Source organism: Bacillus sp. SSR7, from assembly GCF_055902415.1.
The window spans coordinates 139,900-163,143 of sequence record NZ_JBVVXV010000013.1; the positions used below are offsets into that span (position 1 = coordinate 139,900).

At 33.9% G+C, this 23,244-nt stretch carries 23 protein-coding genes; 19 read left to right on the forward strand and 4 right to left on the reverse strand.

All coding sequences use genetic code 11. The annotated features are described in order from the left end of the window. Window positions 1–162: 162 nt before the first annotated feature. The 4 genes from AC0NJG_RS20980 to AC0NJG_RS20995 all read left to right on the forward strand — a co-directional run bounded on the left by AC0NJG_RS20980 (window position 163) and on the right by AC0NJG_RS20995 (window position 3,884). Window positions 163–1,002: a YitT family protein gene (locus AC0NJG_RS20980; RefSeq protein ID WP_071710615.1), complete on the forward strand. Its 840-nt coding sequence runs from the start codon at window positions 163–165 to the stop codon at window positions 1,000–1,002. A 146-nt stretch (window positions 1,003–1,148) separates the two neighbouring features. Beyond that, window positions 1,149–1,826 (forward strand): response regulator transcription factor, encoded by a 678-nt coding sequence (locus AC0NJG_RS20985; RefSeq protein ID WP_000781961.1) that lies wholly within the window; start codon window positions 1,149–1,151, stop codon window positions 1,824–1,826. Window position 1,827: 1 nt separating this feature from the next. After that, a complete protein-coding gene (locus AC0NJG_RS20990) occupies window positions 1,828–3,204 on the forward strand; it encodes a sensor histidine kinase (RefSeq protein WP_474063368.1) in 1,377 nt (458 codons plus the stop codon). A 209-nt stretch (window positions 3,205–3,413) separates the two neighbouring features. Then, window positions 3,414–3,884, forward strand: a complete 471-nt coding sequence (locus AC0NJG_RS20995) for a DinB family protein (RefSeq protein WP_087996108.1) — start codon at window positions 3,414–3,416, stop codon at window positions 3,882–3,884. 150 nt (window positions 3,885–4,034) lie between these two features. On the opposite strand, the gene AC0NJG_RS21000 is transcribed toward AC0NJG_RS20995, so the two are convergent. Together AC0NJG_RS21000 and AC0NJG_RS21005 are read right to left on the reverse strand one after the other, a co-directional pair. Then, window positions 4,035–5,294: an MFS transporter gene (locus AC0NJG_RS21000; RefSeq protein WP_087953135.1), complete on the reverse strand. Its 1,260-nt coding sequence runs from the start codon at window positions 5,292–5,294 to the stop codon at window positions 4,035–4,037. Window positions 5,295–5,363: 69 nt separating this feature from the next. Continuing rightward, entirely contained in the window at window positions 5,364–5,987 is a 624-nt protein-coding gene (locus AC0NJG_RS21005) for an ArsR/SmtB family transcription factor (protein WP_087953136.1), read from the reverse strand. 185 nt (window positions 5,988–6,172) lie between these two features. Between AC0NJG_RS21005 and AC0NJG_RS21010 the strand changes: the two genes are divergently transcribed. Next, a complete protein-coding gene (locus AC0NJG_RS21010; protein WP_087953137.1) occupies window positions 6,173–7,237 on the forward strand; it encodes an ABC transporter permease in 1,065 nt (354 codons plus the stop codon). Beyond that, window positions 7,237–7,908: an ABC transporter ATP-binding protein gene (locus AC0NJG_RS21015; protein WP_000202604.1), complete on the forward strand. Its 672-nt coding sequence runs from the start codon at window positions 7,237–7,239 to the stop codon at window positions 7,906–7,908. Before AC0NJG_RS21010 ends, AC0NJG_RS21015 begins: the two co-directional genes overlap by 1 nt. Window positions 7,909–7,957: 49 nt before the next feature. On the opposite strand, the gene AC0NJG_RS21020 is transcribed toward AC0NJG_RS21015, so the two are convergent. Together AC0NJG_RS21020 and AC0NJG_RS21025 are read right to left on the reverse strand one after the other, a co-directional pair. Further along, on the reverse strand, window positions 7,958–9,076 hold the full coding sequence (locus AC0NJG_RS21020) for an LPXTG cell wall anchor domain-containing protein (protein WP_087996106.1): 1,119 nt from the start codon (window positions 9,074–9,076) through the stop codon (window positions 7,958–7,960). A 150-nt stretch (window positions 9,077–9,226) separates the two neighbouring features. Beyond that, entirely contained in the window at window positions 9,227–9,808 is a 582-nt protein-coding gene (locus AC0NJG_RS21025) for an ATP-binding protein (protein ID WP_087996105.1), read from the reverse strand. Window positions 9,809–10,024: 216 nt separating this feature from the next. Between AC0NJG_RS21025 and AC0NJG_RS21030 the strand changes: the two genes are divergently transcribed. From AC0NJG_RS21030 to AC0NJG_RS21090, 13 genes are all read left to right on the forward strand, one after another. Next, a complete protein-coding gene (locus AC0NJG_RS21030) occupies window positions 10,025–10,945 on the forward strand; it encodes a class I SAM-dependent methyltransferase (protein ID WP_087996104.1) in 921 nt (306 codons plus the stop codon). A 365-nt stretch (window positions 10,946–11,310) separates the two neighbouring features. After that, window positions 11,311–12,069 carry a DUF975 family protein gene (locus tag AC0NJG_RS21035; protein WP_087996102.1) on the forward strand — a complete coding sequence of 253 codons (759 nt, stop codon included), beginning with the start codon at window positions 11,311–11,313 and terminating at the stop codon, window positions 12,067–12,069. A 171-nt stretch (window positions 12,070–12,240) separates the two neighbouring features. Then, on the forward strand, window positions 12,241–12,654 hold the full coding sequence (locus AC0NJG_RS21040; RefSeq protein ID WP_062822207.1) for a DUF6892 domain-containing protein: 414 nt from the start codon (window positions 12,241–12,243) through the stop codon (window positions 12,652–12,654). A 91-nt stretch (window positions 12,655–12,745) separates the two neighbouring features. Further along, window positions 12,746–13,390 (forward strand): hypothetical protein, encoded by a 645-nt coding sequence (locus AC0NJG_RS21045; protein ID WP_087953142.1) that lies wholly within the window; start codon window positions 12,746–12,748, stop codon window positions 13,388–13,390. Between the two features lie 557 nt (window positions 13,391–13,947). After that, window positions 13,948–14,937 carry a beta-ketoacyl-ACP synthase III gene (locus AC0NJG_RS21050; RefSeq protein ID WP_087996100.1) on the forward strand — a complete coding sequence of 330 codons (990 nt, stop codon included), beginning with the start codon at window positions 13,948–13,950 and terminating at the stop codon, window positions 14,935–14,937. Continuing rightward, complete coding sequence (locus tag AC0NJG_RS21055) at window positions 14,927–16,090, forward strand: ATP-grasp domain-containing protein (protein ID WP_140168654.1); 1,164 nt, start codon at window positions 14,927–14,929, stop codon at window positions 16,088–16,090. The genes AC0NJG_RS21050 and AC0NJG_RS21055 overlap by 11 nt, the downstream gene beginning before the upstream one ends. Then, window positions 16,087–17,073, forward strand: coding sequence for an NAD-dependent epimerase/dehydratase family protein (locus AC0NJG_RS21060; protein WP_087953144.1), 987 nt, complete (start codon window positions 16,087–16,089; stop codon window positions 17,071–17,073). Before AC0NJG_RS21055 ends, AC0NJG_RS21060 begins: the two co-directional genes overlap by 4 nt. Further along, window positions 17,070–17,921: an MBL fold metallo-hydrolase gene (locus AC0NJG_RS21065; RefSeq protein WP_429680976.1), complete on the forward strand. Its 852-nt coding sequence runs from the start codon at window positions 17,070–17,072 to the stop codon at window positions 17,919–17,921. The genes AC0NJG_RS21060 and AC0NJG_RS21065 overlap by 4 nt, the downstream gene beginning before the upstream one ends. Beyond that, a complete protein-coding gene (locus AC0NJG_RS21070; protein ID WP_474063369.1) occupies window positions 17,914–19,251 on the forward strand; it encodes a F390 synthetase-related protein in 1,338 nt (445 codons plus the stop codon). Before AC0NJG_RS21065 ends, AC0NJG_RS21070 begins: the two co-directional genes overlap by 8 nt. Then, window positions 19,248–20,393 carry a hypothetical protein gene (locus tag AC0NJG_RS21075; RefSeq protein ID WP_474063370.1) on the forward strand — a complete coding sequence of 382 codons (1,146 nt, stop codon included), beginning with the start codon at window positions 19,248–19,250 and terminating at the stop codon, window positions 20,391–20,393. Before AC0NJG_RS21070 ends, AC0NJG_RS21075 begins: the two co-directional genes overlap by 4 nt. Before the next feature lie 337 nt (window positions 20,394–20,730). Beyond that, on the forward strand, window positions 20,731–20,931 hold the full coding sequence (locus AC0NJG_RS21080) for a helix-turn-helix transcriptional regulator (protein ID WP_000903048.1): 201 nt from the start codon (window positions 20,731–20,733) through the stop codon (window positions 20,929–20,931). Window positions 20,932–20,936: 5 nt separating this feature from the next. Beyond that, a complete protein-coding gene (locus tag AC0NJG_RS21085) occupies window positions 20,937–21,230 on the forward strand; it encodes a hypothetical protein (RefSeq protein ID WP_016108765.1) in 294 nt (97 codons plus the stop codon). A 413-nt stretch (window positions 21,231–21,643) separates the two neighbouring features. Then, window positions 21,644–23,167 (forward strand): serine hydrolase domain-containing protein, encoded by a 1,524-nt coding sequence (locus tag AC0NJG_RS21090; protein WP_474063371.1) that lies wholly within the window; start codon window positions 21,644–21,646, stop codon window positions 23,165–23,167. Window positions 23,168–23,244: the final 77 nt, after the last annotated feature.

A 23,244-nucleotide genomic window follows, 5' to 3' on the forward strand; every position in this document is an offset into this window, starting at 1 on the left:
TAAAGTTGTTATCCTTTTTTAATTACATGTAGATATAGGATAAAGTTGATTTATCATCCTATATGAAAATAAAAATAAACTACTGTTCGATTTGAATATTCCACGATATAATGGTGAGAGTTTATATCTGAAGAAATATTTGCATAAGAAGTGAGGTACTATATGAAAAAAAGAACGACAGACATTATTTTTATTATTATTGGTGCATTCCTTTTTGCTTTAGGTGTCAATTTATTTGTTATTCCGAACGAATTTGGTGAGGGCGGAGTAACAGGTATCACGATTATTACGTACTATTTATTTGAATGGTCACCAGGTTTAGTTAATTTAATTTTAAATGCGATTTTGTTAATAGTCGGTTATAAATTTTTAAATAAAATCACAACGATTTATACGATTATCGCTGTAGTTACGAACTCGCTATTTCTCCATTTAACAGAAGGATGGACGATTACTTCGGATGAAATGCTCGTAAATGCTATTTTTGGAGGAATATTTGTAGGGTGCGGTATCGGTCTAATTATTCGCGTTGGCGGAACAACTGCAGGTACTACGATCTTAGCGAGAATGACGCATAAGTATTTAGGTTGGAGCATTAGCTACGGTCTACTGTTCTTCGATTTAATCGTTGCGTTTTCATCTTATTTCATCATTGGTGCAGAGAAACTGATGCTGACAATTATTATGCTATATGTAGGAACGAAAGTAATGGAATTTGTAATCGAAGGGTTAAATCCGAAAAAGGCCATTACCATTATTTCTGATAATCCAGATGAAATTGCAGGGAAGGTGACAACCTTAATGGGCAGAGGGGTTACCGTGTATTCAGGTCATGGCTATTACACGAAAACGCCGAAGGACATTCTCTATGTTGTTATTAATAAGCAAGAAGTAGTGAAGCTAAAGCGGATTGTTCAAACTACGGATCCGGCTGCTTTCATCGCTATCCACGATGTTCGTGATGTGTTCGGAGAAGGATTTGTTGATATTTCGAAGGCTTAAAAATTGTTTTTGATTAAAATAATCTTAATACTAAAACGTGAGAATCTATTTTGAATAGTCTTTTTTCAAAATAGATTCTTTTTCTTGCAAAAAATCCAATTGTTTCTTAATGTAGTGATGTAGAAGGATGAACAAGAGAGGGTTTAATGAAGATGATACATATTTTATTAGCTGATGATGATAAACATATTAGAGAGTTATTGCATTACCATTTACAAAAAGAGGGGTTTAAAGTTTTTGAGGCGGAAGATGGAAAGGTAGCGCAAGACGTATTAGAGAAGGAAAATATTCATCTTGCGATCGTAGACATTATGATGCCGTTCGTTGATGGCTATACGTTATGTGAAGAAATACGGAAGTATCATGATATTCCTGTTATTTTATTAACAGCAAAGGATCAGTTAGTCGATAAAGAAAAAGGATTCATTTCTGGTACAGACGATTATATCGTAAAACCATTTGAACCAGCTGAAGTCATTTTTCGTATGAAAGCATTATTGCGCCGTTATCAAATGCTGAGTGCTGACATAATTACACTTCACGGAACGACAATTGATCGTAAAGGTGTTGAAGTGAAGTGTAACGGCCAGACGATTTTACTTCCATTAAAGGAATTTGAATTATTATCACAACTAGCTAGTTATCCTGGGAGAACATTTTCAAGAGAAGAGTTAATTGAGTTAGTATGGGGAATGGATTTTGAAGGGGATGAACGAACAGTTGACGTTCATGTGAAGAGACTAAGAGATCGATTCTCAAAACGAACAGATGATTTTCAAATTACAACAGTGCGCGGACTCGGTTATAAGTTGGAGTTGAAATAAAATGAAATCACTATATTCGAGATTTGTATTTATGACAGTCGGTATTATGCTACTTAGTAGTATAATTGGTTTTTTATTAACAAATGTATATTATCAAGTGAAGTTAAAACCGTATAATAGTGAAAAGATTTTAACGTATGCTGAGGAAGTTAAATCGTTATATGAAAAGCAAAGTGAAGAGAATAAAGAAGCATACTTACAGTCTATTGCGAAATTGGGATATGAAATTTATATTGTCGATGATCAAAAGAATGGAAAGCGTATCGGCAATGCGTTTCGTAAGACGTCTATTAGTGATGATACCGTTCATAAAGTATTGAATGGCGAAACGTTTAATGGCGTTTCTACATATCCGACCCGCCTATTTATAACAGGTTTCTTCGATAATGAGTTAATTAATAGCGTCGGTGTACCAGTGCAACACGGTGATAAACAGTACGCTTTATTTATTCGTCCTGACATTCAGAACCAATTTGGCGAGATGCGAATTTTCTTAGCGGTATTACTTGTGTTTATCGTGCTATTAAGTATCATTTTTATAGCAATTGCAGCAGGTTATATCGTTCGTCCCATTCGTAAATTCACGAAGGCTACGCAAAAAATTGCAAGTGGTAAATATGATATCGAATTAGACGTAAAACGAAAAGATGAAATTGGTACGTTAGCTACGAGCTTTCAGAAGATGACGAAAAGTATAAAAGAATTGGATGAAATGAGACAAGAATTCGTTTCGAATGTCTCGCACGAATTTCAATCGCCGCTTTCTTCCATACAAGGTTTTTCGAAAACATTGCAAACAGAAAAGATGAGCGTGGAAGAAAGAAACCATTACTTAAGAATTATTGAGGGCGAAAGTAAGCGAATGTCTAGTTTATGTAAACAGTTACTTACGCTTGCTTCTTTAGATAAAGAAGAGAAAGTGTTGCAAATAAAAGAATTCAATTTGCAGAAGCAAATTAAAGACGTCATTTTTATGCTCGAATGGAAATGGCGTGAAAAAGATATCGCCGTTGAATTCGATGTGCCCGATATTGTTATAAAAGGTGATGAAAACTTGCTTCATCAAGTATGGAGTAATATTTTCACTAATAGTATTAAGTTTTCAAACGATGGTGGGACTATTGAGTTTTTTGTCGAAGAGTTAGAGTCTAGTGTTATTATCTCTATATCCGATAACGGAATCGGTATGGAAAAAGAAGAGATGGAACGTATTTTTGATCGTTTTTACAAAGTAGATACAGCAAGAACAAGAAACGTAGAAGGTAGTGGTTTAGGATTATCGATTGTGCAGAAGATTGTTGAACTGCATCATGGAAACGTTTCGGTGTATAGTACGAAGGGGGAAGGGACGACCGTTCGGGTTGAGCTTCCTAAATAGATGAAAGAGGCTGTTTCGGAACGGCCTCTTTTTTGTTCGTTAGTCTATGTGTAAAGTGAAAAGAGTTGTTTTAAAGATGTGAGTAATCCTATTCCATAATTGGACTTGTTTGTAGAATAAGATTAGGAGGAAGCTTATTTGAAAATGTAGAATCTCTACAGAGTTATAAGATTTTATTGAAACTTTAGCTATTTAGGGAGGAAATTACTTTGAAACGAATTGACTTGTTATTAAACGCACTAGATTCAACATTTGATAAAGAGAGTTGGTATGCACCGTTTAAACATGCTATAGAAGGACTTACAGCCGAACAGGCTATGTGGAAGCCATCTAGAGGGGTAACGAACAACATTTGGGAGAATGTTAATCATCTCATTTATTACAAAGAGAGGCTTGCTGCAAACTTGGAAGGCCGTGAATGGACACATAATCTTGACGGAAATGACACATTTTATCTGACTAAGCAATCTAATAATGATATGGAATGGAAGAAAGTCGTTGAACGTTCTGAAGATGTTCAATATAATTTAAGACAGGTATTAAGTGCAATTTCCGAAAGAGAGCTTGAGCAAAATTCACTAGAGGGGAAATTACTGGATATCATGCTTCATGATGCTTATCATACAGGACAAATTATTCAATTAAGGAAAATGCAGGGTGCTTGGCCATCAAAGCGTTAACTGTCGTTTTAAGTTGGTGCTATTGTTGAATAAAATTTAGATATTCAAAGGACTTTATTGTTATATTTTTAGTGAAGTATTTTACATCCAAAATGAAATAACTATATTTTTAACCCCGTCCCCAATTTAGAACGGGGTTATGTTTGGTTGCTATAAAGCCGCACCTTTCCCGCGCTCTTCTTTAAACCGTACTCCAAAAGTATCTGCTGTAATTTCATCAGCTTTCGGCAATGCCCGTAATTTCGGATGAAGTAGCCATACGAGAGAAATAAATAAAATCCCAATGCTAGCGAGCGCGAAAATGAGTTGGCTACTAAATACATTTGCAGTGTATCCGCCAATTAAAGAACCAAATGGCATCGCAATTGTGCCCATACTTCGCATGACAGAGTTGATGCGTCCAATATATTGATTTGGAATTACAATTTGACTAATTGTCGCAAATAATATGTTGGTTGCACCAATCGGTACCCAAGCTAGGCCGAATAAGAAAATAGACAGCCATTGAAACGGTACAACCGTAGAGAAAAACCAAAAGATAGCACCAGTCGCAAAGCCAATAATAGAGACACGGCCAACATTACGTTTGCCAACCCAGGAACTGAATAATGCACCAATGAGACTACCTGCTGATATAGCAGCTAAGAAGAAGCCGTATGATTTCACACCACCTAAAGAATCAGCGAAAGAAGGGAGTATGGCCATTGTCATACCGATTGAAAAATTGGCAACAACGGAACCGATTAAGAATACGCCCATTAAGGAACGAAAGACGATCGAAAACCCTTCTTTTAAATCAGTGAAATATTGTTTAGTTGAAAGTGATGTGACCGTTTCAGTTTGCTGTGGCATTTTTAATGAAAAAAACAAAAGAGCAGTAATCGCGAAAGTGAAAGAGTCGATTACATATAAAGTGATTGCGCCAAATAGTGCTACTAATATTCCAGAAAGAGTCGTACAAATTAGATCGATGCCTTGATATGCGAATGAGAAGAGTGAATTTCCTTTTAATAATTGTGTTTTAGGCAGTAGAAGTGGTAAAGCTTTTGATTGTGCGGGATAGGCGAATTGTTCGATAAAGGCTACGATGGGCATGATGATGAGTAGTAGTTGAACTGTTAATAGGTCGAAGTAGTGTGTAATAGGAATGATTAAAATAAGAATGCATTGCAAAACTTGTGTGATGACGAGGGTGTTTTTAATTTGCCACCTATCAACGAATGGACCGGTAAGAAATTGAAGTGCAGAAGGTAATAACGTAAGAAAACCTGCTAATCCAGAATAAAAAGGATTACCACTTAGCTTATATACGAGCCACATTGCTGCTACGTAATATAAGCTATCTCCTATGTTGGTGAAAATTCTTCCTAAAAATAATAAGAGGAAATTCCGGTTTTTTAATATGTCCACTTTATCTACTCCTTTATAATAAATTTATTCGGTAAAATAAATTTGACCGTTTATGTAAAAAAAATCGTTTTACGATTTTTCTTCTTTTTTCACAAACTGTTGCATTGCTCGTTCGTCTATTTGTAGTGCAGTAGTAGAAATGTAATAAGATTTCCTATTTGGATCTTTATCCCCGTCTTTTGCGATTTCATTTAATTCAGCCATCAATTGATGAAATTTTTTCACCCACACTTGAAATTGTTCTGGCGTAGCATCAAACTCCCAGCAAGATGAAACGTAATTCCAATCAGCAGGATCTTCGCTTTCTTTTCGTAATGTAAAAGCTTCTTCGGGTGCAGCGAGAATATGGCTTTTCGTTCTTTCCGCCATTTGTAAAAAGATTTGGCGACCAGATTCGCTTAATATTTCTAAATGAGGTAATAGTTCTGCAGCAGGGGTAAAGCCTCTAGCGACAGATTGATAAAACTTTTGAACGATGCCATTCTTTTCTTCTGTATATACAATTTCTATAAAACCGTTCTTTTCTAATTCTTTTAAATGATAATGAATTTTTGCCCTTGGAATGCCCAATTTCTCAGATAGTAGTTGCCCTGTATAAGGACGTTCGCATAGTCGCATCATCATTTCGACACGTAATGGATCGCTCATTGCTTTTAGTTGGCTATAAGTAGTTAGTGTGAACATGGGCTTCAAAATGATCAACTCCTTAAATGAAATTACTCGGTCAAGATTATTTGACTGAATTGTATCAAGGATTTTGATTGTTTTCAATACTTTCTGAAAATTTAATCTTACTCTCTGTAATCTTCTGTTCATATTCCGTTCATATTTCTTTTTTATGATAAGTGCATAGAAAGAAAGAGGAAGGAGCGAGCGAAATGTTTTTAGCTCTGCGTGAATTAAAACAATCAAAATTAAGATACGGATTAATCGGACTGATTATGGTGTTATTATCATTTTTAGTCCTTGTGATTTCAGGATTAGCAAATGGACTATCATATGATAATGCTTCATCGATTCAAAATATGGAGGCAAACAAGTTCGTTTTAGCAGATGATGCGGAAAATAAATTACTTCGTTCACAAATTAAGAAAGACGATGTAGATAACGTAGTAAATCAAGTAGGCGAGAAAGAGGCAGTTCCGTTTCGTGTGAAAGTTTCAACGTATGAAAAGAAAGATAGTTCGAAAAAAGTGGACGTTGCTATTTTCTCAAGTGAACGTGATTCATTTTTAGAGCCGAACATTGTAAAAGGTGAGAAATTAGGCACAGCAAACAACGAAATGGTTGCTGATGAATCGATTAAAGAAAAAGGAATCGATATTGGAGATACAATTATTGATCCTGTTTCAAAGAAAGAATTTACAATCGTTGGATTTACGAAAGATCAAATGTTTAGCCATACACCAGTTGTATATGTAAATGAAGATGTATGGGGATCTATTTCACAACCAAACCAAAAAGATTATAGTGCAATTGCGCTGAATACAGATAAAGAAATTAAAAATGCACATGTTATCGACAAAAAAGAAGTACTGCAAAGTATTCCAGGATTTAAAGAAGAGCAAGGAACATTAACGATGATCATTGCGTTCTTACTTGTTATCGCTGCATTACTAATCGGCGTATTCTTCTACGTAATTACATTGCAAAAAACACAGCAATTAGGTGTATTAAAAGCAATCGGTACGAAAAATTCTTATTTAGCAAATAGCTTAGTTGTACAGGCGTTATTCTTATCAGTCGTTGCGATGATAATTAGTATTGTTCTTGTACAAGGATTAGAACAAATTTTACCAGCGGGTATGCCGTTCTTATTAACAACACCGATGATTGCACAATATGCAGCAATCTTTATCGTAATTAGTATTTTAGGAACACTTATTTCGTTATACCAAGTATTAAAAGTTGATGCATTAGAAGCAATTGGAGGCGGGATGTAATGACTTCATTATTGAAATTAGACAAAGTAAGTAAAGTGTACGGAGAAGGGAATACGGAAGTAACAGCCCTTCATCCGATGTCGCTTGATGTGAAAGCTGGAGAGTTTATCGGCATCGTCGGTCCTTCTGGATCAGGGAAAAGTACATTATTATCAATCGCGGGTGCACTATTATCACCGTCAAAAGGGGATATTTACATTCGTGAGCAAAATATTACGAAGTTATCCGAAAAGGAAATGACAGACATTCGTTTGAAAAAAATCGGCTTCATTTTCCAGTTCGCAAATCTTGTTCCATATTTAAATGTAAAAGAACAATTGCTTTACATTGCAAAGCTTAAAAAAGAAAACAAACAAGAATCAGAAAAGCGTGCGGATCATTTATTAGCGGCATTTGGATTAGGAGAAAGAAAAAATCATTATCCAAATCAACTATCTGGTGGAGAAAAGCAAAGGGTAGCAATCGCTCGTGCGTTTATGAACAACCCAGACTTAATATTAGCGGATGAACCAACGGCAAGCTTAGACTCAAAACGTGCACGTGAAGTTGTAGAAATGATGAAACGTGAAGTGAAAGAGAGCCAAAAAGCAGCCATTATGATTACGCATGATGAAAGAATGCTTGATGTATGTGATCGTATATTGACGCTTCGAGATGGGAAGTTAATATAAAGAAAAAAGACAATCGCACAAGTGTGCGGTTGTCTTTTGTATAAGTGCTTTATTTTGAGAATAATGTTTTAATTTTATTTCGTGTTACTAATAAAACGCCGCCTAATACAGATAACATACCTAAAGCCATATTGTTTGATTGCTCACTACCAGCGTTAGGAAGTTCTCTAGCGTTATTGTTTGTGTTCATAGTACCAGTCTTTGTTTCTGTTTGTTTTGATTGAGATACTTCATTAATTTTGTTATCTACATTTTGCTTCGTTGTATGTACCTCAGCTAATTTGTCCTCAATTTTTTTCTCAGTATGTTTAAAGTCGTTGATTTTAATATCTAAGTCCTGTTTTTTCTTTGTTAAATCGTCTGAAACAGTTTGTTTCGTTTGTTTCATTTCGTTAATTTTATTTAGTAAATCTTCTCTAGCTTTTTGCAATTCAGCTAGTTTATTTTTTACATCTTGTTTCGCTAGTTCTAAGTTAGCAGAAAGACTATCTAAATTGCCTTTAATTTTCTTAAGCTCCTCTAACGTGTTACCAGTATTCGGCTTGTTTTCTTTTAGCTCAGCAAGTTTGTCCTCAGCAGTTTGTTTCGCTTTCTTTAACTCAGCTAATTTTTCATCTACCTGTTTTTTAACTTCCTTAAGTTCATTCACCTTTTGATCGATGTTCTCTTTATGTTGCTTCATTTCATTCACTTTTTCATCGACAGTTTGTTTATGTTCTTTCATCTCATTCACTTTATTATCGATATTTTGCTTATGCTCTTTTACTTCAGCAACTTTATCTTCTACTTGCTTTTTATGCTCTTTAATTTCAGCGATTTTATCTTCGGCGATTTGTTTGTCTTGCTGAAGTTTTGCGTCTAACTCTTCTTTACGTTGCTTAATTTCGTTAATTTTTTCATCAGCAACTTGTTTACGTTCATGTAGTTCATTCACCTTCGTATCAACATTTTCCTTAACCTTGTTAAGTTCATTCAATGTTTGATCCACGTTTTCTTTGTGCTGCTGTAATTTCGCATCTAACTCTTGTTTATGTTGCTTAATTTCAGCTAATCGATCTCCTGTACTTTGCTGAGTAGTAGAATCAGTTACTTCTGCATGAGCAGAAGTTGCACCAGCAATCATTGCCAGAGCTAGTGTAGACGCAGCGATTGTTTGTTTTGTTTTCATATTTTTGTACCTCTTTTCTTTCATATGCATGAACTGTTTTGTGTAAAAATGAGCATATAGAAGTAGATTATCTTATCATTATATACCATGTTAAGTGGTTAGAGGAAGGATTTGCATAATAATCTATCATTATGTAATTATTAAATTCTTTTATTTTGGGGTAGGGGACAAAACCTTAGCTAGATGAATAATTTCTTCTATAGTAGAGTTTACATCTTTGCTATTACGAATTACAAACAAATAGTCAGCTTCGTTTTCTATAGGATCCACCACATCTTCATCTAGTGATTCAGCCTGTTGTCGATCTAGTACTTCTTTGAAACTAGAATAACCACCTCTAAAAATATTGGTACTTCGTGTGCTTCGAGCCACTCTTTCGTAAAGTACATCATCTGGAATGTCAAAATGAACGAGTATGCGTACATATTCATTTTGTGGAAATAATTCGTTTAATAAATATAATCTTCCGTTTTTACTACGATTGGAGTTACTAATAATAAGGTGTAAATTTGTATGTCCTTTCGCATAATCAACAATGAATTTCGAAAGACCGTGCTTAAATGTATTAGCACCTTCAGCCGGCTGTAATTTTTCGTAATGCGTGTTAATAAATTCAGCTTGGTTATCTTGATCCATAACAAAAGAGTGGGGTAACTCTTTTTCTAAAGCTTTTGCAAATGTAGTTTTACCGCTGTGTGTTTTTCCTACCGTAATAATGACGAATCGTTTCATATTGGCCTCCATGTTTGTTGTTATAATTTGGTACATTCTGTGCGAATCGATAATTTTCCTGCTAGAGAATATACAAAGTGACGGAGTGATAGTAGGTTGGAAACTTGACAAAAAAACTTATTTATGCTATAATTTACCAATATAAAAATAAAGTGTATAATAGGGTTCTCCTGGCCAGGGGAATCCTATTTTTGATGTAAAAATGAAGGAGAGTGTATGTACGTGAAACAAGGTGAAGCAAGTGTAACGTCGTTAGTATCAGCTTTCAGCAGGGCATATCATAGTGAATTTGATAATCCGAAAATCTTTGATGATTATATCGCTAAAGAATTTATATCGCCAAAAGAACGAAGCGATATTGAAACGAATATGGTTCAAGGGATACATTTTTTCAATACAGACATTGCTGAGCGGTTTCGAGATAATCCGAAAGAAATATTAAAATGGATTACACAAGTTCAATTATCACCAACACCTTTAGCACGTGCGGCATATTGTGAAAGAGTATTACTACATGAAATTACATTAGGCGCAAAACAATACGTCATACTCGGTGCAGGCTTAGATACGTTCAGTTTCAGACACCGAGAGTTAGAAAATAAATTAGAAATATTTGAAGTGGATCATCCTTCTACGCAGCAGTTTAAGAAGGAAAGAATAAAAGAAGCAGAAATTGAAATTCCAAACAACCTTCATTTTGTTTCAATGGATTTCACAAAAAGATTTTCCTATGAAAAGTTACGGAATGAAGGATTTGAAAATAAAAAGACTTTCTTTAGTCTTTTAGGTGTTTCGTATTATTTAACGAAAGAGGAACTTTCCAGTTTAATAGAATGTCTATTTGAGATGGTTCCAGAAGGGAGTTCTATCGTTTTTGATTATCCCAATGAAAACTTATTCACGGAAAAAGGACTGTCCAATCGAGTGGCAAACATGGTGAAAATGGCTGCGGTAGGCGGAGAACCGATGAAATCATGTTTTTCTTATACCGAAATGGAAGCACTGTTAGAGAAGGCGGGCTTACTTATTTATGAGCACTTATCGCCAGAAGACATAAATACATTATATTTTGAAGGACGAAACGATTATTTAAAAGCTTTTGAGACGGTACATTATGTACATGCGGTGAAGAAGTAAGGAATTAGTAGGCATGGGGAGGAATCTCTATGTCTTTTTTTGTGGAAAACAAGAGGATGGGATTTATTGAAAAAGATAATGATAGGTATATTGCTACATGAGTTACTACATCTAAATGAATATCAGGAAGAATGTGGGGTGTATTTGTGTGAAGAAACAGAATATTCAACAAAAATTCACAATTATGTTATATAATGATTTTAATAAACCATATTTTAGAAATTAACCCCGATTGTGTAGAAATTATATTTTGTTTGGATAAGCTAAAATGTTTAGCTAAAAGAACTTGTAGTGGGGCTTGCTACAAGTTCTTTTATTTGTAAAATTTCTATTGGGTGAAATATGGAAAAAGGGAGGGTGTAAGTTTGATAAGAAATTTAAAGAAAGCAGCACTTAATTCGTTAGATGGGAAATGGGGCGTAAGTATAGGGGGATCGGCGTTATACTATTTTGTACCAACTTTAAGTGCATCAGCAATCGCTAGTTTTATATTTTTAATATTTGGCCTGTTTATTGGGGTAATTGGTTTGGATGTTTTCTTTATTTATTCAATTGGTGGGCAGCCACAAGTAGATCCAACAGCAATAGTTTTACTTATTCTAAGTTATTTTTTTATAGGACTGATTTGTTTTTTTATTTACAGTGTCATACAAGGTATCTTTAATTATGGGTATTCTGTTTTCACCTTACGCTTAGGTAAAAATGAAGATGCTAAGGTGGACGATATATTTGTAGGGTTTAGGAAGAACAATTTGTTTAGAGCAATGAAATTAGGAGTATTGCAGGCTATTTTACTATTTTTATGGAGTCTGTTATTAATTGTTCCAGGTATTATTAAATATTTTTCTTATTCAATGTCATATTATATTTTAATAGAGAATCCGGATTATACAGCGAGTGAAGCATTAAGGGAGAGTAAAAGAATAATGAAAGGACATAAGTTCAAGTTATTTGTTCTTTGGTTATCTTTTATTGGTTGGTTTTTATTAACTGCATTTATAGGCATGTTTACATTTAATCTATCATTCATATTCATTTCCCCTTATTACAACACAACTGTCTCGCATTTTTACTTAGACTTAATTAAGAAACAGGATGATAGAGAAGCGAAGGTAAGTATATAAAGAATATAAGTAGTAAGAAAATATGTATAATGTATATTTTCTCGATTGTGGACATGCAATTAAGCATATCCCTTTTTAATGTGATATTGAAAGAAATAAAGAAGCTGCAATTGGATATGTTTTACTTATAATAATTTGGATAAGGATGTTATAACATTGGAGGAATTTAAAATGGGAAAGAGTGAAATGTTTCAAGATTTTAATTTTAAATTAGTAGTAATTGAAGCTTTATTAGATAAAGAGCCACTATTTCAAAAGGAATTGAAAGATTTAATAGATAAGTATACGAATAATTTCGAATGGTATGCAGGAGCTGGACCAATTGTTGAAATCAGAGATTTTTTAGAAGAGTTAACTTTGGAAATAAGTGATTTGGAAAAGATTGAATCCCTTTGCTTTGATGGTGGGAATGAAATTTATCATATTTTAAAGCCTGATTGGGACGGTGAAGACAGTTTATTTGATGTTATATCTGTTGAAGGATTTCAAAATCTAAAAAATTTAAAAACAGTGGAATATATTTCAATGTGTTACCCAAAAGTATTAGAACCATTTAAACAAGCTGGAATAGAAATTGAGGATTAATGAGGGACAAGTTATATAATAATGGAAGTGATTCTTATTTAGAAAGAGTCACTTTTTCTTATGCAACGAACAAAGCAGAATGGAGGATACTATGATACTAATTGATAAAGATGGTGAAGGCTACTGGAGTAAAACTGTTGATTTAGGCATTTTAGGTAAATTCAATAGCATTTTTATAGATTTAGATGGATGCGATATAACAGGGGCGACGGATAATATGACTCAAGAAGAAAAGGTAGAAAAGGCTACAAAATATTATGGTAATAGATTCAAAGAGTTAGAAACAAATGTTGGATTTATAAATGAGCAATTTCTAATGTGGGTTATAACGCATTTATGCGATATAGAATATCCATTTTGGGAATTTGGTGATGAAGATGAAAGTAGTGAAGATTATCCAGATTATATAGTAAAAGAAGAAATAAAAAAATTCGAAGATGAAAATGGACAATTGCAACATGATCCGTATAGTCCAAGTCCGATTTATAGAGAAATTCAAAAATATAATGCATATAATAATGAAGATAATTTATTAAGCTATGAAATCATAACGAAATATTTACCGGTTCTTGATTTCAAAAAACTTGTAGATACAATTAGACCTAATAGTATAAATACATTTGAAGATAACATAAACTTTCAAGTGAGTAGTGAGGCTTGTGGTGGAATGTTACTTTGTGCTACTTACGGAACAATTTATGCTAATAATGAGCTAGAAGTTACGCATAATTGTTAGTACAAAGATTACTGATAGGTATATTGCTACACATCTATTAACTGAAAAATATTAATTACAATCGGGCGTAAAAAAGTGATTCATAGTAAAAAATGGATTTTTCACTATTCAAATATGGTTACATCTGAATTTAATGAAGATTTCTTCTACAAAAGTAGTAGCTTTTTTGGAAACAAAAGAGAAAATAGAAGATGTTAAAATGACATGTATATACGTTCCATATATTTATATTTGCTGCGCAATAAACTATCATCTTACATAAGTTTATACCACATATTCACTTTTATTTACAAAAAAATACTATTAATTATTTTTGGATAATTGTTATAATATAATTAAATTGATATAAAAGTTTTTTCTAGATTATGTATTTGAAGAATTCTCATGCAAAAAGAGCCAGTTCTCAAGTAGAGAACTGGCTCTTTTTTGAAGAAAAATAGAATTAGATGTACATAATGGGATAGCAGAATTCCACAAAAGAATCTGTATGTATCCACAACAGTAGTTATATATGACGGAATTTTTGAACTTATAAAAAGATTAAGAGGCGATAGAAAATGAAAAGATATATTAGTATAAAAGGCATTGGCACATATCTTCCAAAACGAAAAGTAGATTCTCTTGAAATAGATCGTATGCTAGACGTACCAGATGGCTGGACGTTAAAAAAAGCTGGGGTAAAAACACGATATTTTGTTGATGGAGAAACGTCTTCTTATATGGGGGCGGAAGCTGCAAAAAAAGCTGTAGAAGATGCGAAGTTAACATGGGATGATATTGATTGTATTATTTGCGGAAGCGGAACGATTCAACAGGCGATTCCTTCTACTGCATCACTTATTCAAGAACAGCTCGCGCTACAGCATTCTGGTATTCCATGTTTTGATATTAATTCAACATGTCTAAGTTTCATAACAGCACTTGATACAATTTCATACGCAATTGAATGCGGGAGATACAAAAATGTTGTTATTATTTCTTCTGAAATTTCTTCTGTTGGATTAAATTGGGGACAAAATGAAAGCAGTATTTTATTCGGTGATGGTGCGGCAGCTGTTGTCATAACAAAAGGCGATCACTCATCTTCTATTATTGCTTCCCATATGGAAACATATAGCTCTGGTGCGCATTTATCAGAAATTCGTGGCGGTGGAACGATGATTCATCCTAGGGAGTATAGTGAGGAACGAAAAGAAGACTTCTTGTTCGATATGAATGGAAGAGCCATTTTTAAACTATCTTCTAAGTATTTAATGAAGTTTATCGACAAGCTCCTTATGGATACTGGTTATTCTCTAGCCGATATTGATTTAATTGTTCCTCACCAAGCAAGTGGACCAGCTATGAGACTTATTCGTAAAAAATTAGGGGTTGATGAAGAGCGCTTTATGACCATTTTTGAAGACTACGGTAATATGATTTCCGCATCTATTCCAATCGCTCTTTTTGAAGCCATTAAGCAAAAGAAAGTGCAACGCGGAAATAAAATATTATTATTAGGTACTTCTGCAGGACTTTCTATCGGGGGCATCCTTCTTGAATACTAAGAAAACAGTATTAATTACAGGGGCACGTGCACCAGCAACTTTGCATTTATGCAGACTGTTTCATAACGCCGGACATACCGTTATTGTTGCAGATAGTATTCCGTATCCGTTAAGTAAAGTTTCAAAAAGTACGGATTACTTTTATGAAATCCCATCTCCAAAGTGGAAAACAAATGAAAGTATTCGTGCGCTACTATCCATTATTCAACGTCACAATGTAGATTTGCTTATTCCTACTTGTGAAGAAGTATTTTATATATCTAAATATAGAGAGGAATTAAGTGCATTTTGTCATGTATTAGTAGATGATTTTCAAAAACTTTCACTACTGCATAATAAGTGGGAATTTATTCAGTTTGTAGCGAATTTAGGGTGGCAAGTACCTGCAACATATAGAATAGATGATGAAGAAGCGATAAGTTCAATGATGCACAAAACACCCGCTCATACTCCTTTTGTACGAAAGCCGATTTACTCCCGGTTTTCTGATAAAGTGGAATTTATTACAAAAGAGGCTGCTCTAAAAGAAAGCATGATACGTAAGCCGAATTATATTATGCAAGAGTTTATACGAGGAACACAGCATTGTTCTTACAGTATCGCACAATCTGGGGAAGTGTTAGCGCACTCTACGTATAAAACAGAATTTACGGCAGGCTTAGGTGCTACCATTGCGTTTCAGCATATGAATCATCCTAAAATTGATCAGTTTGTTACGCATATTGTAAAAGAGTTAAATTTCTCAGGACAAATTGCCTTTGATTTTATCGTTACAGAGAATGGAGATGCGATTCCAATTGAATGTAATCCACGTACTACAAGTGGATTACATTTATTCGATGAGGAAATATTGCCGGCTTTCTTTCATGAAACAGTAAACAATACACGTATTCCAAGACCAAACTCTGAGTGCGCAATTCGGTTAGCGATGCTTTTATATGGATTTCCTTATTTAAAAAGTAAACAAAAACGTAAGCGATGGTTAAAAGTTCTATGCTCTTATCCAGATATTGTTTATCGTCACAATGATTGGAAACCATTTTTTTATCAGTTTTTTAGCATGTATAAATTATGGCGTGAAAGTTATAAATATGAACGGACTATTTTAGAGCAAACAACATATGACATATCGTGGGATGGTGAAGATTTATGAAAATGCTAGTAACTGGTGGAACGGGCTTTCTAGGACAAAAACTCGCCTTTCGACTGAAGAATATGGGCTATGAAGTAACGGCAACAGGGAGAAATAAAACAATTGGTAAGGTATTGGAACAAAATGGAATTGAGTTTGTTCATTGTCCTCTTGAAGACAGGGATCGTGTGCTACAAGTTTGTAAAGATAAAGATTATATCTTTCATAGCGGGGCACTTTCTTCCCCTTGGGGCAAATATGAAGATTTTTATAATGCGAATGTGTTAGGAACGAAACATATTATCGAGGGATGTCAAAAGTACGGTATAAAACGCCTGATCCACGTATCAACACCAAGTATTTATTTCTATTATGATGAGCGACAAAATGTAGTAGAAAACGCGAAACTTCCTGCTACATTTGTAAATCATTATGCAACAACGAAGCACATGGCTGAACAAGCTATTGATCAAGCTTTCATGCATGGTTTACCAGTTATCACAATACGTCCGCGCGCTTTATTCGGACCAGGAGATAATGCGATTCTTCCGCGTCTTATTAAAGTATGTGAAAAGGGTGCTTTACCGAGAATTGGTACTGAAAATGTTCTCGTTGATATTACGTATGTTGAGAATGTTGTAGATGCTTTACTTCTTTGTATGCATTCCCCAAAACATACATTAGGTCAAAAGTACAATATAACAAATGACGAACGTGTAAATTTATATGAGGTCATAGAAAATGTAATGAAGCGTCTTGATAAGGAAGTAAAATATAAAAAAATTTCCTACAAAACCGCTTTTTCACTAGCTGCTATACTAGAAGGAATCTCAAAAACTATTTTATTCGGAAAAGAACCTATTCTTACAAAGTATACTGTTAGTGTCCTTTCAAAAAGCCAGACATTAAATATTGATAAAGCTAAAGAAGAACTAGGATATGCTCCAAAGGTTAGTATAGAAGAAGGAATTACAAAATTTGTAGACTGGTGGAAAATACAATGAAAATCAAATCTTTAAAGCTATATGATACAGGATATTGCACACATCCAGAAAAAATCGCATACTCCAAGGGCAGTTGGAAACAAATTTGTTTTCCAGCAACAGTAGGATTACTCCAGCATCCAGAATTAGGATATATTTTATTTGATACTGGATATGCAGGACACTTTAAAGAAGCGACAAAAAAATTCCCTTACTCTGTATATGCAAAACTGACGCCTGTTCATTTTACGGAAGCGCAATCGATTAAACAGCAACTTCTTCTTGATGGTATTCAGTCAGAAGAAATTAAATATATTATTCTTTCTCATTTTCATGGCGATCACACAGCTGGTTTACCCGATTTTCCAAAAGCGAAAATACTAACCTTCGCAAAAGCTTATGAGGATATTAAAAAGAGAAGTAAATTTGGTGCCCTATTAAAAGGGTGTCTAAAAGATACACTGCCAATGGATTTAGAGCAGAGGATGTCATTCATTGATCAAACTCCATCCCTTAACTTACCTTCTACATATGGAAAGTTTGAAGAGGGGTATGATGTATTTGGTGATGGTTCATTATTTGCTGTTGATTTAACAGGACATGCAACGGGACAATTTGGTTTATTCGTTCATTTACAGAGTAATAAAATTGTCTTTCTTTGTGCAGACGCAGTGTGGCTAAGTAAAACGTATCAAAACCTTGTATTTCCTAGTAAGATTGCCAATCTTTTAACGAGCGATCCCAAGTCTTACCGAAAGAATATCGAGAAGTTACACCATTTATCACAAACATCACCTGAGATTGAAATTGTACCAACTCATTGTGAACATACATGGGATAAAATTAAAGCAGGGGTGTACTATGAATAAACTACGAATTCTCAAGCAATACTTGAAAACAAAATATGGCTCGAGATTTTCAAATCGTAAACAGTTGGAACAGTTTCATAAACAACAAATAGAAAAACAACTTTTGTTCACGATAGAGGCGTCGCCTTTTTATCGCCAGTTATATACGCCGTTTTTACATGAAATTCAAAAGGGGAATTTGGCTGCACTCCCGATTATTGATAAAGAAGTAATGATGGAACATTTTGATACATTAAATACAGTACATATTTCAAAGGAAGAAGCGTTTCATGTAGCATTTGAAGCAGAAAAGACCCGGAATTTCTCACCAACCATTCGCAATATAACTGTCGGTTTATCATCAGGCACTAGTGGAAATCGTGGGGTTTTTCTCGTTTCCGAGGAAGAACAGACGTTGTGGGCTGGCTCGATTATTGGAAAGGTGCTTCCGTCTAGCATTCTACATAAACACACGATTGCTTTTTTCTTACGTGCAAATAGCAATTTATATGAAGCGACAAAAAATAAGCGAATCTCATTTCATTTTTTTGATTTACTAGATTCGTTTCAGCAGCATATCACGCGATTAAATGAAGTAAAGCCATCTATTTTAATTGCACCTCCGTCTATGTTACGGAAAATCGCTTACTGGCAGCAAGAAGGACTGATTACAATTTGTCCAAAGAAAATTATCTCTGTAGCAGAAGTGCTTGAAGATATTGATAGAGACTTTATTCGTGCAACTTTCAAGCAGACAGTGCACCAAGTTTACCAATGTACAGAAGGTTTTCTTGCTACCACCTGCGAGCAGGGGACATTACACATGAATGAAGATCTCGTTCATATTGAAAAAGAATACTTAGATCAAGAGCAGGGGATATTCGTTCCCATTATTACTGATTTCATGAGGAAAACACAGCCGATTATACGCTATCGTCTCAATGACATATTAATTGAGAAAAAAACGTCGTGCAGCTGCGGCTCACCTTTCTTAGCATTAGAACGTATTGATGGTCGATGCGATGATATATTTATTGGAATAAGTGAAGTGGATCATAGTGAAATATTTATTTTTCCAGATTTCATTAGAAGAGCAATTTTGTTTGCATCTAGTGACATTCAAGAATTTAAAGTAATACAACATAGCGTAGACAAAATTGAAATTAAACTTAAATCACTACCTGAAAATCTCGAATTATGTCAATCAAAGGTAATGCAAGAATTACATACACTATGGTCTACGAAAAAGTGTACGATGCCACAGTTCTTCTTTTCACATTACGATATTCAAGTATATGATAAAAAATTAAAAAGAATAGAAAGCCTTGTAAGACGTGGTGAACATAAATGATTCAGTTACATGATGTTCATTCTTTGCATAGTATTGATTGGGAATCCAAAAAAGATGGAGCATATGTGCGAGATAGTTTCCTGCCTCTTTTTCAAAAGGGCGTTACAGCATTTATTAAAAATGTTAACACGGAGCTCTTTCTATTAGAGATTGATGATCTCATCTTGCCAGTTACTCTTAATAACGCAGAGTTCGAAAATTCATATGTATGTTCTCCTTATACGCATTACGTATCTTATGCGTTAGAAGAACTATGGGAGTTGAAAAAACCATGGCTAGAGAAGCTATTAACCTATCCGATTCATCTTATGGGAACTTGGCTAAGACGAACGAATATAAATAAAGTCATTGTCGTAAATAATTGGATGCTTTCAACAAATCTTTATCACTCTATCAACGAACAACAAATCGAACAAATAACGAAATTATTAGTTAAAAAATTTCCAGAGCATACCATTCTATTTCGCTCTTTAAATAACAAATTATATCCCGTAACGACAGAAGCACTAGCTACAGTCGGTTATAATAAAATTATGTCTCGTTCTATATACTTATTTGATCCGAAACACTATAAAAAAATGAATAGAAAAAAACGAAAAGACTTATTAAATGATAAAAGTTTATTAGAGAAAAGCAATTATGAAATCATTACGAATGAAGAATTAACAAAAGATGATATTTTACAAATTTCCCAGCTATACAACCAACTATATATTGAAAAATATTCCGCCCATAACCCAATGTTTACACCCGCTTATTTATGGAATGCTCTTCAGCATCGTTTATTTGAGATAAAGGCCATAAAAAAAGGGGATACAATTGATGGTGTCATTGCCTATTTTATTCGGGATGGAGTTATGACAACGCCGATTCTTGGCTATCATACAAACTCTGATCAGCAACAAGGTTTATACCGTATACTTTCCCTCCTTATTACAATGGATTCTATCGAAAAAGATTTAATTTGTCATTGTAGTGCTGGAGCTGGAGAGTTCAAACGAAATCGTGGTGCAACACAGCAGATTGAATATAGTTATGTATATAACGCTCATTTACCACCTAGCGAACAAAAGGTATGGAAAGTATTAATGTGGATATTAAATACATATATAGAACCGATGGCAAAAAAACATCGCTTTTAAACAAAAAGACTTTTATGATTGCTTGTTACCAGGAACTCTTTATTTTAGTGTAGCTGTAATACCCACGCTATGGAACTTATATAGTATATTTTTTATAATTTATTTTATATGTATCGTTTGGATGAAAGAGAGAAGTGCTTGAAGAGTAGTTCTCTTTTTTATTAAGTTTTTGAAACAGCCCATTATGTACATACAGTAAAGAAGTAGAAGATTAGTAGGCATGGAGAGAAATCTTTATGTCCTTTTTTATGAGGATTTTTAATTTTTAAAATATATTGTAAGAAATAATTTACAATTTGTAAAAAATAAATTACAATTATCTAAAGAGGTGTTACTATTGTTGCATAATAAAATTGTAGTTTGTCGAGCAGAAAAAGGTTGGACCCAAGAAGAACTGGCAACAAGAGTGGGAGTTAGTCGTCAAACTATCGCTACTCTTGAAAAGAATAAATATAACCCTTCTCTAATTCTTGCCTTTAAAATCGCAAATGCATTTGAAAAGCCGTTAACCGACGTATTTGATTATCTAGAGGAGTGATACATATGTTTTTGTTAAAAATTTTATTATTTGTTTTAATAGTGATAAGTAAGATGTATGTAATAAAATTTCAATCAAGTGATGAAGCAAATGACGAAAGAGGAAGAGAAATTCTATATAAAACAAATAATGCTTTGTACAATATTCTATATTTAGGTATCCTTGCCATTATTGTTTTACAATTAATTGATATTATTCCTTTGAAATTTCTACCTGATTTGTTATTATATTTTGCACTTTCATTAAGCGTGTTAGGCAGTATTTTTATATTTATCAACAGAAACAGTAAAAATTACTAATACGAGTTAAGTGTTTAATCTTGTTCTGTTAGCTGATTGAACAAAATGGTTTTTTAGTAAGCTACATAAAATAATCAATCTTTTTCATAAAAATTTAAGGAAGCCAAAAGAACCCACACATTTTAATCAAAATGTGTGGGTTCTTCTTTTTATAAAATGAATATTTGTAGTGTGGAATATATCCAATTGATTAACCAAACTAGTATTTTAGGGGCTTTAACTGAAACAATACATATAACTTCATATCGATCTTGTTAATGAATTTCATTGCTCTCGGATAAAGGACAATAGTAGATCTTTGATTTTTATTACAATTTTGTAAGGTTAAGTAATAAAAATCGATAGAACGGGATATTGGAATGGGATACTCTGATTAATGGTTAGAACATTCTGAAAAAAGAGAGGTGAAGCAAATGAAGAATAGACAAAAAGCATCGATAATATGCAAAAGGATTTTATGTTTAATCATTTGCATATTGATTACGAATGAAGCATGGTTTACAAATGTGGTGAGGGCAGAATCGGGCACGTTGACTGATAGGAGTATAGAGGATTTCAAAAAAAAGCTAGATGAACAGGTACCAAAATGGCAGGGGAATTATAATGTACCAGGGGTTGCAATAGGAATTGTACATGAGGGGCGTATTGCTTATACACTTAACTATGGTTATGTAGATAAAAAGACAAAAAAAGCGGTGCGTGATGATACTTTGTTTCAGGCTGGTTCCATATCTAAAAGTCTTACAGCGTGGGGAATCTTGCATCTTGTAGATGAAGGTCGTTTATCACTAGATGATCCCGTTGGAAAATATCTGACCAAATGGAAATTACCTAATTCAGAGTTTAATAATAATGAAGTCACGATCAGAAGATTATTAAGTCATACAGCAGGGCTGTCTGCACATAAAGGATACCTTGGGGTTGCACCAGGGAAACATCTTGATTCTACTGAGGAGTCTCTGTCTGGAAAAGGATGGCTTAATGAACCAGTGGAGGTTACCAATAAACCAGGTTCAGAAACAATTTACTCTGGTGGCGGATATACAATTTTACAACTTGTAATTGAAGAGGTTACCGGAATACCGTTTAATCGTTATATGAAAGAGCAAATTATGAATCCTTTAGGAATGAAATCAAGCTCATTCTTACAACGTCCTGAAAATCCTAATCTTTCGAAAGTCTATGGATATTTTGGAGAGGAGCTCCCTAGTTACCAATTTACCGAACAGGCTGCTGCAGGTCTCAAGACAAATGTTACGGATATGATGAGATTGATACTTGCAAGCATGGATGCAAATAATAAAGGGAGTGGTGTCATCAAAAGTGAACGTGTTGAAGAAATGCAAAAGCCAGTATTAGGGGAGAATGGTTTAGGTATATTTGAAAAAAAACTATCTAATCAATGGAAATTACTTTATCATTCTGGTGACAATCGAGGCTGGCATTCTTTTTATGGTTTCATTCCTAATACAAAGGATGGATTGGTAATCCTTACAAATGGTGAAGGTGGTATAGACTTACGACAAGATATTTACCACGCATGGATTGAATATGAAACGGGAAAATTACCTGAAAGTTACTTCGCTCTAGCTGAGCAGAGAAAAAGTAATTCCATTGTATCAATTGTTATTGGAGCCATACTTAGTGTATATTTGCTGTTATTTGTGATTAGATTGTACAAAGGTAGAAGAACGTTCATTTTTAAGCAAGAGAAGAAATCCTACATTGAATTAGTAGTTAGGACATTTTTACTTATTATTACTGCTATTCTCGTTTTTTGTGCTGCCTATTTGTGGAGAGTTTTCAGCTTGAATTCCGGTAATACAATAAATTTCATTCTAATAATGGTATGGATTATAACATTATTAATTAGTGGATTTTTCCCGAAAATTAAAAGTAATAAAAAACAACGTATGAAACGAAAAGATTTAACATAAAAATTTACATTTATGTAATGTTTAAGGTTAGAAAGCTAGATTGGCGTGAATCGCTAATTGCGGTTTGCAAAAAACGA

Bases quoted from the DNA above. Each gene is read 5' to 3' on its own strand.
- AC0NJG_RS20980 (WP_071710615.1), top strand. From the start codon at position 163: ATGAAAAAAAGAACGACAGACATTATTTTTATTATTATTGGTGCATTC.
- AC0NJG_RS20985 (WP_000781961.1), top strand. From the start codon at position 1,149: ATGAAGATGATACATATTTTATTAGCTGATGATGATAAACATATTAGA.
- AC0NJG_RS20990 (WP_474063368.1), top strand. From the start codon at position 1,828: ATGAAATCACTATATTCGAGATTTGTATTTATGACAGTCGGTATTATG.
- AC0NJG_RS21010 (WP_087953137.1), top strand. From the start codon at position 6,173: ATGTTTTTAGCTCTGCGTGAATTAAAACAATCAAAATTAAGATACGGA.
- AC0NJG_RS21015 (WP_000202604.1), top strand. From the start codon at position 7,237: ATGACTTCATTATTGAAATTAGACAAAGTAAGTAAAGTGTACGGAGAA.
- AC0NJG_RS21020 (WP_087996106.1), bottom strand. From the start codon at position 9,076: ATGAAAACAAAACAAACAATCGCTGCGTCTACACTAGCTCTGGCAATG.
- AC0NJG_RS21025 (WP_087996105.1), bottom strand. From the start codon at position 9,808: ATGAAACGATTCGTCATTATTACGGTAGGAAAAACACACAGCGGTAAA.
- AC0NJG_RS21030 (WP_087996104.1), top strand. From the start codon at position 10,025: ATGTACGTGAAACAAGGTGAAGCAAGTGTAACGTCGTTAGTATCAGCT.
- AC0NJG_RS21040 (WP_062822207.1), top strand. From the start codon at position 12,241: ATGGGAAAGAGTGAAATGTTTCAAGATTTTAATTTTAAATTAGTAGTA.
- AC0NJG_RS21045 (WP_087953142.1), top strand. From the start codon at position 12,746: ATGATACTAATTGATAAAGATGGTGAAGGCTACTGGAGTAAAACTGTT.
- AC0NJG_RS21050 (WP_087996100.1), top strand. From the start codon at position 13,948: ATGAAAAGATATATTAGTATAAAAGGCATTGGCACATATCTTCCAAAA.
- AC0NJG_RS21060 (WP_087953144.1), top strand. From the start codon at position 16,087: ATGAAAATGCTAGTAACTGGTGGAACGGGCTTTCTAGGACAAAAACTC.
- AC0NJG_RS21065 (WP_429680976.1), top strand. From the start codon at position 17,070: ATGAAAATCAAATCTTTAAAGCTATATGATACAGGATATTGCACACAT.
- AC0NJG_RS21070 (WP_474063369.1), top strand. From the start codon at position 17,914: ATGAATAAACTACGAATTCTCAAGCAATACTTGAAAACAAAATATGGC.
- AC0NJG_RS21075 (WP_474063370.1), top strand. From the start codon at position 19,248: ATGATTCAGTTACATGATGTTCATTCTTTGCATAGTATTGATTGGGAA.
- AC0NJG_RS21085 (WP_016108765.1), top strand. From the start codon at position 20,937: ATGTTTTTGTTAAAAATTTTATTATTTGTTTTAATAGTGATAAGTAAG.
- AC0NJG_RS21090 (WP_474063371.1), top strand. From the start codon at position 21,644: ATGAAGAATAGACAAAAAGCATCGATAATATGCAAAAGGATTTTATGT.